The sequence below is a fragment of the Rhizobium leguminosarum bv. viciae USDA 2370 genome, assembly GCF_002008365.1.
Lineage (GTDB): Bacteria > Pseudomonadota > Alphaproteobacteria > Rhizobiales > Rhizobiaceae > Rhizobium > Rhizobium leguminosarum.
This window is the reverse complement of sequence record NZ_MRDL01000001.1, coordinates 336477-352906: the sequence shown is the minus strand read 5'-3', so window position 1 is coordinate 352906 and position 16430 is coordinate 336477. Positions and strand designations below refer to the sequence as shown.

Here is a 16430-nt window from a genome sequence, read left to right as displayed (position 1 = left end):
CAGCGGCGAGACGCTGGCCTATTCGGCAACCGCTGCCGACGGCACGGCGCTGCCTTCCTGGCTGAGCTTCAGCGCCTCGACACGCACGTTCTCCGGCACGCCGACAACGTCAGGAACCTACGGCGTCAAGGTGACGGCAACCGACCTTGGCGGCCTTGCCGCCAACGAGACCTTCAACATCGCCGTGTCGACGGCGCCGACGACCTATAGCCTGTTCTCTGCCTCCAGCACGCCGACCCTGACCAACGTCAACGATGGTCAGCAGCTCGAGCTCGGCGTCAAGTTCACGTCGAACGTTGCCGGGGATGTCACAGGCATCAGGTTCTATCGCAGCGCCAATGACAACGGCCAGAACGTCGTCGACCTTTGGACCGCGACGGGCACCAAGCTCGGCACCGCCACCTTCACCACCACCACCGCGAGCGGCTGGCAGACGGTGAACTTCACAAACCCCGTCACCATCGCCGCCAACACAACCTATGTCGCCTCCTATCACACGACAGGCGCTTACGTGGCGACCAGCAATTTCTTTACGGCCGCCGTCACCAACGGCCCGTTGACGGCTCCGGCCACTGGCAATGGCCTCTATGCCTATGGCGGTTCCGCCACCACAGGTCTCTTCCCGACCAACAGCTACAATTCAACCAATTACTACGCCGACGTCGTCTTCCGGCCGCAGCTCGTCGGGTGAAGCAAAGGACAAGGTTACGGACCAGTTTCGAATGAGGCTCATAAGACGCAAATGCTGGTCGCGGCGAGGGGCGCTCCGACCACCCACATTCAAGGAATGCCGATGAACAGGATCGAGCGGCTCCCGGTAACCGTGCTTGCCGGTTTTCTCGGCGCCGGCAAGACGACGCTCCTCAGCCACGTCCTGAATAACCGTCAGGGCCTGCGGGTCGCTGTCATTGTCAACGATATGAGTGAAGTGAACATAGACGCCAGTCTCATTCGAGACGGCGGCTGCAACCTGTCGCATACGACGGAGACATTGATCGAGCTCAGCAATGGCTGCATATGCTGTACCCTGCGCAATGACCTTCTGACGGAAGTACGACGACTGGCAGAGGAGCGGCGATACGACTATCTGTTGATCGAAGGCACCGGCATTGCCGAGCCATGCCCGATCGCGGCAACCTTTTCCTTCCGCGACGAGAACGGCGTCTCGCTCGCCGATTTTGCCAGCCTCGACACAATGGTCACCGTGGTCGATGCCGCAAACCTGTTAGCTGACTACAGCAGTGCCGATCTGCTTGCCGACCGCGGCCTGCAGCGCGACGGTGAGGACCGGCGCACACTCATCGACCTGCTGGTGGATCAGATCGAGTTTGCCGATATTGTCGTGATCAACAAGATCTCGGACGCGACCGAAGATATCCGTGCGGAAGTCCGCAAGATAGTCGCCGCGCTCAACCCGGATGCGCGCCAGGTGGAGACGGATTTCGGCGAGGTTTCTCTGGCAACTGTTCTCAATACGGGCCTCTTCGATGAAGCAAAGGCCGCCGCCCATCCGTTGTGGCACAAGGAACTGTACAACCCGGGCGACCATGTCCCAGAGACGGAAGAATACGGGGTATCGAGCTTTGTCTATCGCACGAGGCGTCCCTTCGACCCCAGGCGGTTTCGAGCATTTCTGGACGAGCCTTGGCCGGGGGTAATCCGCGCCAAAGGCCATTTCTGGCTTGCCACGCGCCCGCGTCATGTGGGTTTGATGTCGGCTGCCGGGGTGCAGCGGCGCTGCGAACCCATGGGGCTCTGGTGGGCAGCCGTGCCCCGGCAGGACTGGCCGAGCCATCAGCAGTTTCGTCAGCATATCGAGAGCCGGTGGGACAGCGCTTGGGGCGACCGTCGGCAGGAGCTCGTGTTCATCGGTGTTGACATGGACGAGACAGGTGTGCGGACCGCATTGGACGGATGCCTCGCCAGCGCCGATCCGCGCGACTGGGCGACCCTCGAAGATCCGTTTCCTGCCTGGTAGCACGGGCGGCGCAGGACCACGCTCGCGTTAACCGCCTCGACCAGCCGCACCCGCACCGAATTCCGTTCCAACCGGCGTCAGAAACTTGGCAGTTGCCATAGGCAGCTTTCGGGCTTTGTCGCCCGGTACGCGTTGAGGGTAATCATATGGGCGTAGGGGATACCTCCCTCATACCCCGGATTGCTGTCGTACATTCCCATGGCAAAGGTGCCAGAATGAACCTCTTGCTACAGCGGCCAAAGGGCTGGCCGATGCGGAAGGGGACGCCGCTAATGCGGAGAATTCATGTCAGTAATCGTGAGTACCTGAGTACATTTGGTGGAACGTTGAGTATCTGTCGTGCATCCGCTGCCTGGAGCGCAGTCCTTGGATCCGCGACGGTCGTGTCTTCGACGAATACCGATGGTTCCCCAAGCTTTACCAATCAGGTCAGCGCAACCGTCCAATCTTCATTCACAGGCGCGGTCACATCTTCCCTGATATCATCAGGCGACATGCAATCGTCCGCCGGATCGTCGACGGCAATGCCGGCGCCTGGAGGCGATGGCGGGGCGCAGGACACCTCCACAAAGACGGCGTCGGTTGCGACGGTCTTCCAGACGCCTTCCTCGACATCCGAGCGCACCGTTCTTGGCCCGGATCCGTTCGAGGAGGCTGCAACACTGCCTGCCGCTCCGGCGCTGACGGGTGTTACCAGCGATGCCGACACCGGCAGCGCTAAGACGGCGGCGCCGGCCAGTTCTTCCAGCAGTGTCGGCACGACTTCATTGCGCCTTCAGGCCTCGATAGCATCCATCTCGGTGGAGCCGAGCCAGGACGTTTCTGCTGAGACGACCGCCGCCGCGACGGCATTGGCGGCGCCAGCGACAGCAACTTCGGCGGCTTCGGCGGCAGCGACTTCGGCGGCGTCGGTCGCGGCGGTAACGCCCAATAAGATCGCGCTCGAAAACCTGAAGCAGGGCAACCCGATCAGCGAGTGGGGTCTGGAGGGCGACGGCGGCGGCACCATCCAGGGCTTCGCCACCGAAATCAGCACGAATATCGGCCAAACGGTCGATTTCAAGATCGCCACCGATTCCACCCATTACCGCATCGATATCTACCGCATGGGCTATTACGGCGGGGACGGGGCGCGCAAGGTCGACTCCATCGAGCAATCGCTGACGACGGCGCAGATCCAGCCGCATCCGATCGTCGATATGTCGCTCGGCCTCATCGACTGCGGCAACTGGTCGGTCTCGGCGAGCTGGCAGATTCCGACGGACGCGGTCTCCGGCGTCTATTTCGCCAAGCTGGTGCGCGAGGACGGCGTTGAAGACGCCAGCATCATTCCTTTCGTCGTGCGCGACGACGCCTCCACCAGCAATATCGTCTTCCAGACGTCCGACACGACATGGCAGGCCTATAATGCCTGGGGCGGCGCCAGCCTCTATTATGGCCAAGTGCCCGTCGATCCGGCAGACATGATCGGTTACCTGCCGCCGAACTGCAGCTGCGGCCTGCAGGCCATCGGCCGGGCCTCGGCGGTCAGCTATAACAGGCCGATCATTACCAATACGAGCCCGATCGGCGGCTCGCACGACTACATTTTCGGCGTCGAATCCTCCGCCATTTCGTGGCTGGAACAGAACGGCTACGACGTTTCCTATATTTCCGGCGTCGATGCGACGCGCAACGGCGCGCTGCTGCTCAACCACGATGCCTATCTCTCGGTCGGGCATGACGAATATTGGTCTGCCGAACAGCGCGCCAATGTCGAGGCGGCGCGCGATGCCGGCGTCAACCTCGCCTTCTGGAGCGGCAACGAGTGCTACTGGAAGGTCCGCTGGGAAAGCAGCATCGACGGCAGTGGCCAGGCCTACCGCACCATGGTCTGCTACAAGGAAACCTGGGGTACGAGCACGGATCCGAGCAATGTCGGCACCGGCACCTGGCGCGATCCGCGCTATGCCGATCCGGGGCAGCAACCGGAGAATGCGCTGACGGGCACGATGTTCCAGGTGGACAGCTACCGCCAGGATACGATCTCCATCCCCTACGACTATTCGAACCTGCGCTTCTGGCGCAATACCGACATTTCGGAGCTGCAGGACGGTGAGACCTACAATCTCGTGCAGAACCTGCTCGGCTACGAATGGGATTCCGATGTCGAGAACGGATTCCGTCCGGCCGGACTGATCAACTTGTCGCTCTCCTCGGTCTCGGTGAGCACGTATCTGCGCGACTATGGCGCGACGGTCGGCGATGCAGTGGCGACCCATAGTCTCACCATGTACCGGGCGGCAAGCGGCGCGCTGGTCTTCGGCGCCGGCACAGTCTTCTGGTCCTGGGGGCTGAGTGACAACCACCAAGGTCCGGCAACCTCGACCGATCGCAACGTGCAGCAGGCGATGGTCAACATGTTCGCGGACATGGGCATTCAGCCGACCACGCTGGATGCGAGCCTGATCCTTGCGACACAATCGACCGACACGCTGAAGCCCACCTCGTCGGTCACCTCGCCGATCGTCGGCGCAAGCTTCCTCGAAGGGCAGCATGTGACGATCACGGGAACGGCGCAGGATTTCGGCGGCGGCATCATTGCCGGCGTCGAAGTCTCGACCGATGGCGGCCAGCACTGGTTCAAGGCTACTGGCCGCGAGAGCTGGAGCTATAACTGGGTCGTCCAGGCGAGCGGAACCTACACGGTCATGTCACGGGCCGTCGACGACAGCGTCAATATGGAGGCGCCGTCTGTCGGCAAGCAGGTCACCGTCACCCTGCCGAGCACGCAGGGCCTATGGACGCTGGCGGAAAAGCCGGCGGTCGAATTGGCGATCGATCGCGATTCCGTCGAGCTCGGCCTGCGCTTCCAGGCGACGACGGCAGGCTTCGTAGAGGGCATCCGCTTCTACAAGGGCTTCTACAATATCGGCGACCATGTCGTCAGCCTCTGGAGCGCCGACGGAACACGGCTGGCAACGGGAGTATCGGTCGGCGAGTCGTTGTCTGGCTGGCAGACGGTGCTGTTCTCCAGCCCGATCCAGATTGCCGCCGGCACGACCTACGTGGCCTCCTATCACAGCGGCGGCTTCTACTCCGCCACCGAGAATTATTTCGCCAGCCCCTATGCCAGCGGCGCGCTGAAAGCCGTCGATGGCGGCGGCGTCTATGCCTATGGCGATAATGCCGGCACATTTCCCGGCCAGAGCCCCGGCACCGGCACCAACTACTGGGTCGACGTCGTCTTCGATGCCGGGCCCAACAGCGCGCCGGTTGCGACGGACGATATGGGGCTGACCATCACCCGCAACGACAGCGTCGTCATCTCGATTGCATCGCTCATCGGAAACGATACGGATCCCAATGGCGATGCAATGACGATTTCGGCCGTCGGCAATGCCATCAACGGCACGGTGACGCTCAATAGGCAGAACGGCACCGTCATCTTCACGCCCACCAACAATTATTCGGGTCCGGCAAGCTTCACCTATACGCTGTCGGACGGACGCGGCGGCACCGATCAGGCCAACGTCAGCCTCACCGTAAACCAGGGCCCTGCCGGGGAAACGCTGTTTACATCAAGCGAGGGGCCCACGGGGGCCAGCTTCAACGACGGTCAGTCGCTGGAACTCGGGATGAGGTTCGTCGCTTCGTCCAGCGGCATGATTACCGGCATCCGCTACTACAAGACCGCCGGCGATACCGGCGCTCATACCGGCTCCCTCTGGACGTCCGACGGCACGCTGGTCGCGACCATCAGCTTCGCCGACAGTGGATCGGTAAGCGGCTGGCAGACCGCGACATTCACCAACCCGGTGCATATCGCGGCCGGCACGACCTATGTCGCCTCCTACAGCACTACAGGCTCCTATGTGGCGACGGCAGATTATTTCACGTCAGCCCATACCAACGGCGGACTGACGGCGCTCGCCGGCAACAACGGCGTCTACGCTGTGGGGGGCTCGGCATTCCCGACCTCCAGCTATCAGTCGTCGAACTACTGGGTGGATGTCGTCTACACCCAGACAAGCAATGCGGTGCCGGTCGCCGCCAATGACAATGGCTACACGACCTATTCCAACACGGCGCTGTCGATTGCCGCAGCCAGCCTGCTTGCAAACGACACCGATGCCGATGGCGACCCACTCAGCATCACCGGCGTCAATAGTGCCGTCAACGGAACGGTGACCTTCAACAGCCAGACCAAGTCCGTCATTTTCACCCCGACGGCGGGTTATACGGGTGCGGCAAGCTTCTCCTATTCGATCGCGGATGGATATGGCGGCGTAGCGTCGGCCACCGTCAGCCTCACTGTCGGCACACCGCCCGTGCAGGGAACGACGTCAAGCCTGTTCAGCGGCGCCGATACGTCGGGTGTTGCCGCCGCCAATGACGCCAACTCGGTCGAACTCGGCGTCAAGTTCATCGCTTCCGCCAGCGGCCAGATCACCGGGCTCACCTATTACAGGAGCGCCCAGGATACCGGCACCCATGTCGGCTCGCTCTGGACGGCGAGCGGCCAGGTTCTGGCCCAGGCGACCTTCATCAACGAGACGGCGAGCGGCTGGCAGACGGTTTCCTTCACCCAGCCGATCAATGTTATGGCCGGCGCCGTCTATGTGGCGAGCTACCATTCGAACGGATTCTATTCCGCAACGGCGAACTACTTCACGACGGACCATACGAACGGCGTGCTGACGGCACCGTCGAGTGCTGCGAGCGGCGGCAACGGCCTTTATGCCTATGGCTCGGGCAGTCTGTTCCCGACCGCGTCCTACAATACGAGCAATTACTGGGTCGACGTGCTCTATCAGCAGGGCGGCGCGCAGAACGCGGTTCCGGTCGCCGCCAATGACAGCGGCTTGTCGACCAATACCGGCACGCCGATCACCATCCAGGCCTCAGTGCTCCTGGCAAACGACACCGATGCCGATGGCGATCCGCTTGTCATCACCGGCGTCAGTGGCGCGGTCAACGGCTCGGTCGCATACGACGCCCAGGCCCAGATGGTGACCTTCACGCCGACGGCAGGCTATTCGGGACCGGCGAGCTTCAGCTACGCAATTGCAGACGGCAAGGGCGGCACGGCGTCGGCGCAGGTTGCGCTCACGATCAACGGCGGCCAGACGGGAGGGCCGGAGCAGAACCTCTTTGCCGCCGATGCGACGCCTTCAATCGTCTCCGTCAACGACAACCAGCCAGTTAATCTCGGCATGAAATTCCAGGCCGATACGGCAGGCTGGGTCACCGGCATCCGCTTCTACAAAGGGGCAGACAATACAGGCCCGCACAACGGCTATCTCTGGACCGCCTCGGGCACATTGCTCGGCAGCGTCAGCTTCAGCAACGAAACGGCAAGCGGCTGGCAGACCGCGACGCTCACCCAGCAGGTGGAGGTCGCCGCGGATACGACCTATGTCGTTTCCTACAGCACCAACGGCAATTATTCGGCGACCGGCAATTACTTCAGCGCCGATGTGACGAACGGCGACTTGAGGGCGCTCAGCGGTAACAACGGCGTCTATGCCTATGGCTCGGGCGGCTTGTTCCCAAGTGCCAGCTATAACAGCACAAACTACTATGTGGACGTAGCATTCAGACCGCAGCTCGCGGCGTAGAAGAAGCGAGCGGGGAGTATCGATGACGAGTGCAGACAACAGACTTCCGGTCACGGTCCTTGCCGGCTTTCTCGGCGCCGGCAAGACGACGATCCTCAACCATGTCCTGCGCAATCGCGAGGGGCGTCGGGTCGCCGTCATCGTCAACGACATGAGCGAGGTGAATATCGATGCCGATCTCGTGCGCGACGGGGGAGCGAACCTGTCGCGGACGGACGAGACGCTGGTGGAGCTCACCAATGGCTGCATCTGCTGCACATTGCGCGACGACCTCCTGAGCGAAGTGCGCCGCCTCGCCGCCGCCGGCCGTTTCGATTATCTGCTGATCGAGGGCACCGGCATTGCCGAACCGTTGCCGGTCGCAGCGACCTTCTCCTTCCGCGACGAGAGCGGAGCAGCCCTCTGCGACGTCGCGCGGCTCGACACGATGGTTACCGTCGTCGATGCGGTCAATCTTCTGGCCGATTATGCGAGCGCGGAGTTCCTGAGGGATCGCGGCGAGAGCCGGGACGGAGACGACGAGCGCAAGCTGGTGGAATTGCTCGTCGAGCAGGTCGAATTTGCCGATGTCGTGGTCATCAACAAGGCGCGGGATGTGCCGCCTGCAGCGCTTGCCGAGGTTCGCCGCGTCGTTGCCGCGCTCAACCCCGATGCCCGCGTCATCGAGACCGGCTTCGGCCAGCTGAAGCTCGACGCCATCCTGAATACCGGCCTTTTCAGCGAAGCGAGAGCTGCCCGTCATCCGCTGTGGCACAAGGAACTCTTCGGTTGGGGCGACCATGTGCCGGAGACGGAGGAATACGGTATTTCGAGCTTCGTCTATCGCAGCCGCCGGCCGTTCGACCCCTCCAGGCTGCGGGATTTTCTCGGCAGGAAATGGCCGGGCCTCATCCGCGCGAAGGGCCATTTCTGGCTGGTGACAAGGCCTGACGAGATCGGCCTGCTGTCGATTGCCGGCACGCAGTGCCGCATCGACAGCAAGGGCTTCTGGTGGGCGTCCGTGCCGAAGGCGCAATGGCCGCGTTATCCGCAGTTCCGCCAGCTCATCGACCGGCATTGGGACGAGGTCTGGGGCGACCGCCGCCAGGAACTCGTTTTCATCGGCGCCGGCTTCGACGAAGACGCAATCCGAACCGCACTCAACGACTGCCTGACCGGTGAGGACACGGGCTTCGATCCGCAGACGGCTGCCGGGCTTCGGGACCCGATTCCGGCCTGGCAGCACGCACATTCACATCGGTAGAGCATCCTAATGGACGTAAGACGCCCAAGGTGAAGACGTTTTGATTATCAACCAGAGGAGAGAACAATGAGCAACGAACTCTATGCAGATGGCATCGGCGAAATCACCATCACGGGTACGATCGTGCGCATCGACCTGATGTCGCTTTCGGCCACCGATCGTGATGCCAACAACAATCCGAAGCCGGTATTCCGCCAGCGCATCATCATGCCGGTCGATGCCTTCGCCAATGCGGTCGATCTCATGCAGAAGGCGCTTGGCGGGTTGGTCGAGGCGGGCGCGGTCCGTCGTATCGGTGATACGTCAACCGCGGCGGCTGCCGATATTCAGTCGGTGCAGGCAGGCGCTTCGAACGCCTCGCCGAACTTCAACTGATAAAACAAATATTGCCTCAGTCTCGTATTGTTTCGGGTGGGCCATGAGTGGTTTTCTGCATACCAACCTGCACTGTCTTGCATTGGTCGCGCGTCATCACGGCGTCGATCTTGCTCCTGAACGATTGCAGCACGATTATGCCGTCGGCAACGATCCTGTTGTCTTGCGGCAGCTGCTGCGCATGGCCAAGGATGCCGGCCTCAGGGCAAAGCATCTGACGCTCGACTGGCGATCCTTGTTCCAACTTGGCGAGGCATTCCCGGTGCTCGCTGAGCTGACGAACGGCAACTGGGTGGTCATCGCCGGCGCTGTCGGGAGCGGGGAGGATGAGAGAATCCGCGTTCTCGACCCGCTGGCATCACGCGCCGAAGTGATGATGCTCAGCGAAGAGCAGTTCGGCAAGGCCTGGCTCGGATCGGTGATCCTTGTGAAGCGCAACTATCGCATGTCCGATGAGGACCGCCCCTTCGGCTTCCGCTGGTTCGTCCCCGAGATCATCAAGCAGCGCAGCTTCTTCCGCGATGTCGCGCTTGCCGCCTTCGTGCTCTACGGGCTGGGGCTGACGACGCCGATCTTCTTTCAGCTCGTTATCGACAAGGTGCTGGTGCATCAGAGCTATGCGACGCTGACGGTTCTCACGGCGGGCATTGCGATCGCGCTCGTCTTCGACGCGACCTTTACTTTCCTGCGCCGCTATTTGCTGCTCTATGCGACGAACAGGATCGACATCCGCGTCGCGACCCGCACCTTCGGCCATCTGCTCAACCTGCCGATCGCGCTCTTCGAACAGGCCTCGGCCGGCGTTCTCGTCAAGCATATGCAGCAGACGGGGCGCATCCGTGAATTCCTGACCGGCCGGCTATTTCTCACACTGTTGGACGGCGTTTCGCTCCTGGTCTTCGTGCCGATCCTGCTTCTCTATAGCGTCAAGCTGACGCTTGTCGTGCTCGGTTTCGCAGCCCTCGTGGGCCTCGTGGTGATGATGCTCGTCGGGCCGTTCCAGCGCCGGTTGCAGGCGCTCTACCAGGCCGAAGGCGACCGGCAGGCATTGCTGGTGGAAACCGTGCACGGCATGCGCACCGTCAAATCGCTGGCGCTGGAGCCGCGCCAGCGCAAGGTGTGGGACGATTATTCGGCCCAGTCGATCTCCGTGCGTTTCCGGGTCGACAAGATCTCGACCATCGCCCAGGCGATGACCGGACTGCTGGAGAAACTGATGAGCGTCGCGATCATCGGCCTCGGCGCGCTCGATGTCTTCAGCGGCGCGATGACGATTGGCGCGCTGGTCGCTTTCAACATGCTTGCCGGCAGGGTCTCGGGACCACTGGTACAGATCGTCACCATGGTGCACGAATATCAGGAAGTCGCGCTCTCCGTGCGCATGCTCGGCGAGATCATGAACCAGCGGCCGGAGCAGGCGGGCCGCGGGCGAGGTGTACGGCCGCATCTGCAGGGCCGTATCGAATTCGACAGGGTCACCTTCCGCTACGGCCCGGACAGCGCGCCGGCGCTCGACAATGTCTCCTTCGCCATTCCGGCGGGCTGCTTGTTCGGGGTGGTCGGCAAGAGCGGCTCGGGCAAGACGACGATCACAAGGCTCATCCAGGGCCTCTATCAGAGCCAGGAAGGCCTCGTGCGCATGGATGGCTATGACAGCCGCGAGATCGACCTCGTGCATCTGAGAACGAGCATCGGCGTCGTGCTGCAGGATAGTTTCCTGTTTCGCGGCTCGGTGCGCGAGAATATTGCCGCCGCCAAGCCTGATGCCAGCATCGAGGAGATCATGGAAGTCGCCCGCATCGCCGGCGCCGAGGAGTTCATCGAGCGCCTGCCGCGCGGCTTTGACACGATGCTGGAGGAAAACGCCTCCAACCTTTCAGGCGGCCAGAAGCAGCGGCTTGCCATTGCCCGCGCGCTTATCACCGATCCGAAGCTGTTGATCTTCGACGAGGCGACGAGCGCGCTTGACCCCGACAGTGAGGCGATCATCCGCGAGAATCTGAGCCGCATCGCCGCCGGCCGCACCGTCGTCATCGTCTCGCACCGGCTTTCGACGCTCGTCGATGCCGATGCCATTCTCGTCATCGACCGTGGCAAGGTCGCCGATATCGGCCGGCACGATCAGCTTGTATCGCGCTGCATGACCTATCGCCACCTGTGGTCCCAGCAGATGAGGCAGGTCGCATGAACGCGCACACCAGAAAACCCAGCGAGAACCTGCCGGTCCCTTCAGACAAAGCGCCCTCAGACAAGGCGCCCACGGGCAAGGGAAGGGAACTGACCGCCCGCCCGCCGCTGCCGCCGGCAATTGCCGAATTCCAATCCGATGCCGTCGAGCTCGAGGAACGTGCGCCGCCCAGAGTTGCGCGCATGACGCTCTATTGCGTAACCGCGCTGATTGCTTCGGCGATCACCTGGGCCTCGGTCTCCTCGATCGACGAGGTGGTGATCGCGCCCGGCAAGCTCGTCACCACCCAGCCGACCATCGTCGTCCAGCCGCTCGAAACCTCGATCATCCGCACGATCGAGGTGAAGGCCGGCGAGGTCGTGCATACCGGTCAGACGCTCGCGACCCTCGACGCCACCTTCAGCCAGGCCGATGTCGACCAGCAGCAGGCGAAATTCTCCGCGCTCGACGCCCAGGTGAGGCGCATCGAGGCCGAGCTTGCCGGCGACGACTATACGAAGATGGCGGGAGATACGCCCGACCAGATGCTGCAGGCGCAGCTCTTCGGCCAGCGACGCGCCTTCTACGTGGCGCAGCTGCAGAATTTCGATCAGCAGATCGCCGGCCGATCGGCCGCTCTTGTGGCGAGCAAAAACCAGGAGGCGGTGCTCAATGACCGACGTGATGGGCTCTCACAGATCGAAGCAGCGCGGGAGAGGCTCTATGACAACCAGAGCGGTTCGCTAATCACGCTGCTCGGTTCGCGCGACGCCCGCCTCGACGTCGAATCCGATCTGACAGCCGTCCGCGGCCGGGCCGACGAGGCCGCACACTCCTATGCCAAGCTGACGGCGGACCGGCAGGCCTTCATCGAGGATTTCCGCCGGGCGGCGATGGAGCAATTAGTGGAGCTGCGCGGCCAGCGTGACATGGCGGACGAGGAACTAAAGAAGATGGCACTGCGCCGCAACATGGTCGTGCTGACGGCTCCGGCCGATTCCGTCGTGCTCGACCTGGCGCAGCGCTCGGTCGGTTCGGTGGTGCGGGAGGCGGAGCCGGTGGTCACACTCGTGCCCATTAACGTGCCGCTGGAAGCGGAAGTCTCGATCAACACGCGCGATATCGGCCGGGTGGCCGTCGGCAAGGAAGCCCGTATCAAGCTCGACGCCTATCCGTTCCAGAAATACGGAACCGCGACAGGCGAGGTGAGGACCATCAGCCAGGACACCTTCCTAACCGGCCAACAGGAGCAGACCGCCACCTCCGGCCAGCCGGCCGCCCCCTTTTTCAAGGCGCGGATCCTGCTTGCCGATACCCGGCTGAATGCCACAGATGTGCCGGTGCGACTGCTTCCCGGCATGACTGTGACCACCGAAATCAAGGTCGGCAACCGCACGGTGATCTCCTATTTCCTGTATCCGCTGCTGCGTGGCCTCGACAACGCAATACGCGAACCTTAGGACGTGATGGATCAGTCTCCCCGGACTGGGATCGCGAGTAAGATTCAAGGCAGAAATTTCGCGTCTCAAAGCCGCGGCCTGTCGCGCCCGCATGTTCGTGAAGTCGGATCTGCCCGGCTTTCGGCGTTAACTTCGATCGATTGGGAATGAGTGTCGCAATGATTCACGACGTCTGCATTATAGGCGGCGGCATAGTTGGTCTTGCCACCGCCATGGCCGTTCTGGAAAAGCGGCCCGGTGCAAGTGTAGTTCTCCTTGAAAAAGAGCCTGGCTTGGCCGTCCACCAGACAGGGCACAACAGCGGCGTCATCCACGCGGGAATCTACTATGCGCCAGGCAGCTTGAAAGCGCGCCTTTGTCGGGAGGGGGCCGATGCCATCAAGGCGTTCTGCAGGGAGAAGAGTGTACCTTATGAACAATGCGGAAAACTGGTGGTTGCCACCAACGAGCTCGAACACCGCCGCCTGAAGGACCTGGCCGAACGGGCAAAGATCAACAACATCGATATCGAATGGCTCGATCGGAATACGCTGAAACAACGCGAGCCCATGGTCGAAGGCGTCGCGGCAATTTTCGTTCGGGCGACGGGTATCGTCGACTACAAGGCTGTGTGCGTCGCCATGGGCGCTCATCTGACCGCTCAGGGCGTGGAAATCGAATTGAATACGCAGGTTTCCGCGATCCGAGAAACCTCGGATCTCGTCGAGATTGCAGCGGGTGAGCGTCAATGGCGGGCCAGACAGCTGATCGCCTGCGCCGGTCTGCAGTCCGACCGCATCGCCAAACTTGCGGGCCTCAAGATCGATCATCAGATCATACCGTTCAGGGGCGAATATTTCCGCCTGCCGCCGTCGCGGAATGGACTGGTCAGGCACCTGATCTATCCGGTGCCCGATCCGTCGCTTCCATTCCTTGGCATTCATGTCACCAAGATGATCGACGGCAGCCTTACCGTCGGACCCAATGCGGTTCTGGGAATGGCGCGCGAGGGGTATCCGAAATTCAGCATAAACATCTGGGATCTCCGCGAGTGTCTCTCGTTTCCGGGCCTATGGCGACTTCTCTGGAAAAACGCAGGCGCCTCCGTGCGTGAGTTCAGGGACTCGCTGTGGCGGACAAACTATCTGGAAGCGTGCCGCAAATACTGCCCGTCGCTGACACTCGAAGACCTTCAGCCGATGGAAGCGGGCATCAGGGCCCAGGCCGTGATGCGGGACGGGCGTCTGGAGCATGATTTTCTGTTCCTAAAGACGGGTCGCATGCTGCACGTCTGCAATGCGCCGTCGCCGGCAGCCACGTCGTCGATCCCGATCGGCCGGGATATCGCCGACAGGTGCTTTTCCGCCGGCTGAAGAAACCGTGAGGGAAACCGGATGACGTTCAAGACAAGATTTCTCGACATCGGGATGAACGATGCCGGTCGCTCCGACCGCGGAGCCAGCAGGAGGACGAACTCGTTCCAGGTCAGGACTGGATAGGGGGATCTTGCATTAGCTTCGATGCGACCGGCGCCATGCCGCTTGTCCGGCTCCGGGTGGCAGCCTCTTTCGTTTCTGCATTCTGCCGCCGGCGAAAGGGGCTGGTCCGGTCCGATGAAGTCGTTCTGCCAAGCCTTATGTCCTCGCCAGACGTTTGTCAGTTCTGCTCGATGGCCCGAGCGGTAGGGCATCCCTGCCTGTTGCCCCGATCCAGTAGGCTGGTGCCCACGCCAGTGACAACAACTATTCTCGCTTCCTTCCCTCGATGGCGTTCCTTACAATCTTGCCTGTTCTCCCGCCCTGGAAATGAGGTTTTCATGAGCACGCTTACCCGCTTCTCCGTTCAGCCGCTCTCGACCATGACCCGTCGTCTTGCCGATGTCGCCTCCGCTCGTCGCGAACCCGATCTGGTCATCCAGGGCGCGCGCGTCTTGTCCACCTATTCGGAGCGCTTTCTCGAAGGACGGGAAGTCTGGATTTCGGGTGGCCGCATTGCTGCCGTGAAGCCGGCTGGTAGCTACAGGGGCGGGAGCGCTAAGCTCTACGACGCCAAGGGCGGCATCATCGCCCCCGGCCTGGTCGATCCGCATATCCATATCGAATCCTCGATGGTGACGGCCTGCGCCTATGCCGAAGCGGCCCTCCTCAACGGCACGACGACGATCTTCTGCGACAGCCACGAGATCGGAAACGTCATGGACGTCGACGGCGTCGAGGCCATGCTCGAGGATGCACGGCAGGCGCCGCTATCCATCTTCCTGACCGTGCCGAGCACCGTGCCGGCGACGACGCCGGATCTGGAAACAGCCGGCGGCGACCTGACGCCGGACAAGATCGCCGCCCTGTTCGACAAATGGCCAGAAGCAGTGGCTCTTGGTGAGAAAATGGATTTCGTCCCGGTCGCGATGGGCGACGAGCGCAGCCATGCGATCCTGGCTGCGGCACTCGAGCGCGGCAGGCCGGTGTCGGGTCATGTCTACGGGCGAGAGTTCGTTGCCGCCTATGCGGCATCCGGTGTCACCGACACGCATGAAGCCATCGACCGCGACATTGCCGACGACCTCCTGGAAGCCGGCCTGTGGATCTTCCTGCGCGGCGGCCCACCGACGACGCCTTGGCATTCGCTACCGCAGGCGATCAAGACGATCACCGAGCTCGGCGCTTCCCACAAGCGCGTCGCCGTCTGCACCGACGATCGTGATGCGGAAGACCTGCTCGCCTTCGGCCTCGACTGGGTGACGCGCGAAGCCGTGAAATACGGCATGAGGCCGGAACAGGCCTGGGCGATGGGTTCGCTGCACGGTGCGACGCGGTTCGGCATGGAAGGCGAAATCGGCGGTCTGGGTGGCGGACGCCGCGCCGACCTGGTGCTTCTCAGCGACGACCTTACGCCGGTCAGTACCTGGTATGGTGGCGAGCTCGTCGTCGACGGCAAGAAGATCACGCCGATCCTCGACGAAACCCTGTCGAAACCATACCGCTATCCGGATACCGCCTACCACACGGTCAAGCTGCCAAAAAATCTCAAGCTGACACCGGACCTGCCGACGGAGACGGTCGTCGCTCATACGATCAAGACGGAGCTGCCTGGCATTACGCTGGGCCATGTCACCGTCACGCTGGAACCGGCCAATGACTGGCAGCCGCATTTCGACAGGCACGACCTCTGCTTCGTGACGGTGGTGGAGCGTCATGGCAAGTCTGCCGGCAATATCGCCCACGGACTGCTCAACGGCTTCGGGCTCAGACAAGGCGCGGTCGCATCCTCGGTCGGCCACGACAGCCACAACATTATCGTCGCCGGCACCAATGCAGCGGACATGCAGGTGGCGCTCGACGCGATCGAAGAAAAGCAAGGTGGCGTCTGTGTCGTGATGGACGGCAAGGTGACGGCCATGGTGCCACTGCCGATCGCCGGGCTTTTGTCCGACAAGCGCGTGCACCAGGTCGCGGACGAGGTAAAGGCCTTGAAGCTCGAATGGGAAAAGGCGGGCTGCACCATCGCCTATATGGGCTTCAACCTCATCCCGCTGTCGGTCATCCCGGAAATCCGGATAACCGACAAGGGTCTGGTGCTGGTGCCGGAAATGGTGATCTCGCCGCTCTTCGAAAAGACCTGAACGCCGGCA

General features: G+C 62.2%; 9 protein-coding genes. All 9 read left to right on the top strand.

The features are described 5' to 3' along the window. Positions 1–691, top strand: a 691-nt coding sequence (locus BS629_RS01675; RefSeq protein ID WP_143529696.1) for a DUF4082 domain-containing protein, incomplete at its 5' end; no start/stop codon positions are given. A gap of 102 nt (positions 692–793) precedes the next feature. Further along, positions 794–1978: a GTP-binding protein gene (locus BS629_RS01670; RefSeq protein WP_018246617.1), complete on the top strand. Its 1185-nt coding sequence runs from the start codon at positions 794–796 to the stop codon at positions 1976–1978. 215 nt (positions 1979–2193) lie between these two features. Then, entirely contained in the window at positions 2194–7578 is a 5385-nt protein-coding gene (locus tag BS629_RS01665; RefSeq protein WP_018246618.1) for a DUF4082 domain-containing protein, read from the top strand. Between the two features lie 22 nt (positions 7579–7600). Further along, a complete protein-coding gene (locus tag BS629_RS01660) occupies positions 7601–8821 on the top strand; it encodes a GTP-binding protein (RefSeq protein WP_018246619.1) in 1221 nt (406 codons plus the stop codon). Positions 8822–8887: 66 nt separating this feature from the next. After that, positions 8888–9196, top strand: coding sequence for a hypothetical protein (locus BS629_RS01655; RefSeq protein ID WP_018246620.1), 309 nt, complete (start codon positions 8888–8890; stop codon positions 9194–9196). Positions 9197–9239: 43 nt separating this feature from the next. Continuing rightward, positions 9240–11384, top strand: a complete 2145-nt coding sequence (locus BS629_RS01650; protein WP_018246621.1) for a peptidase domain-containing ABC transporter — start codon at positions 9240–9242, stop codon at positions 11382–11384. Beyond that, entirely contained in the window at positions 11381–12823 is a 1443-nt protein-coding gene (locus BS629_RS01645) for an HlyD family type I secretion periplasmic adaptor subunit (protein WP_018246622.1), read from the top strand. Before BS629_RS01650 ends, BS629_RS01645 begins: the two co-directional genes overlap by 4 nt. Before the next feature lie 146 nt (positions 12824–12969). After that, positions 12970–14175 carry an L-2-hydroxyglutarate oxidase gene (gene lhgO / locus BS629_RS01640; RefSeq protein WP_018246623.1) on the top strand — a complete coding sequence of 402 codons (1206 nt, stop codon included), beginning with the start codon at positions 12970–12972 and terminating at the stop codon, positions 14173–14175. 443 nt (positions 14176–14618) lie between these two features. Beyond that, positions 14619–16421, top strand: coding sequence for an adenine deaminase (locus tag BS629_RS01635; protein ID WP_018246625.1), 1803 nt, complete (start codon positions 14619–14621; stop codon positions 16419–16421). Positions 16422–16430: the final 9 nt, after the last annotated feature.

Bases quoted from the DNA above. Each gene is read 5' to 3' on its own strand.
- BS629_RS01670 (WP_018246617.1), top strand. From the start codon at position 794: ATGAACAGGATCGAGCGGCTCCCGGTAACCGTGCTTGCCGGTTTTCTC.
- BS629_RS01665 (WP_018246618.1), top strand. From the start codon at position 2,194: ATGAACCTCTTGCTACAGCGGCCAAAGGGCTGGCCGATGCGGAAGGGG.
- BS629_RS01660 (WP_018246619.1), top strand. From the start codon at position 7,601: ATGACGAGTGCAGACAACAGACTTCCGGTCACGGTCCTTGCCGGCTTT.
- BS629_RS01655 (WP_018246620.1), top strand. From the start codon at position 8,888: ATGAGCAACGAACTCTATGCAGATGGCATCGGCGAAATCACCATCACG.
- BS629_RS01650 (WP_018246621.1), top strand. From the start codon at position 9,240: ATGAGTGGTTTTCTGCATACCAACCTGCACTGTCTTGCATTGGTCGCG.
- BS629_RS01645 (WP_018246622.1), top strand. From the start codon at position 11,381: ATGAACGCGCACACCAGAAAACCCAGCGAGAACCTGCCGGTCCCTTCA.
- lhgO (WP_018246623.1), top strand. From the start codon at position 12,970: ATGAGTGTCGCAATGATTCACGACGTCTGCATTATAGGCGGCGGCATA.
- BS629_RS01635 (WP_018246625.1), top strand. From the start codon at position 14,619: ATGAGCACGCTTACCCGCTTCTCCGTTCAGCCGCTCTCGACCATGACC.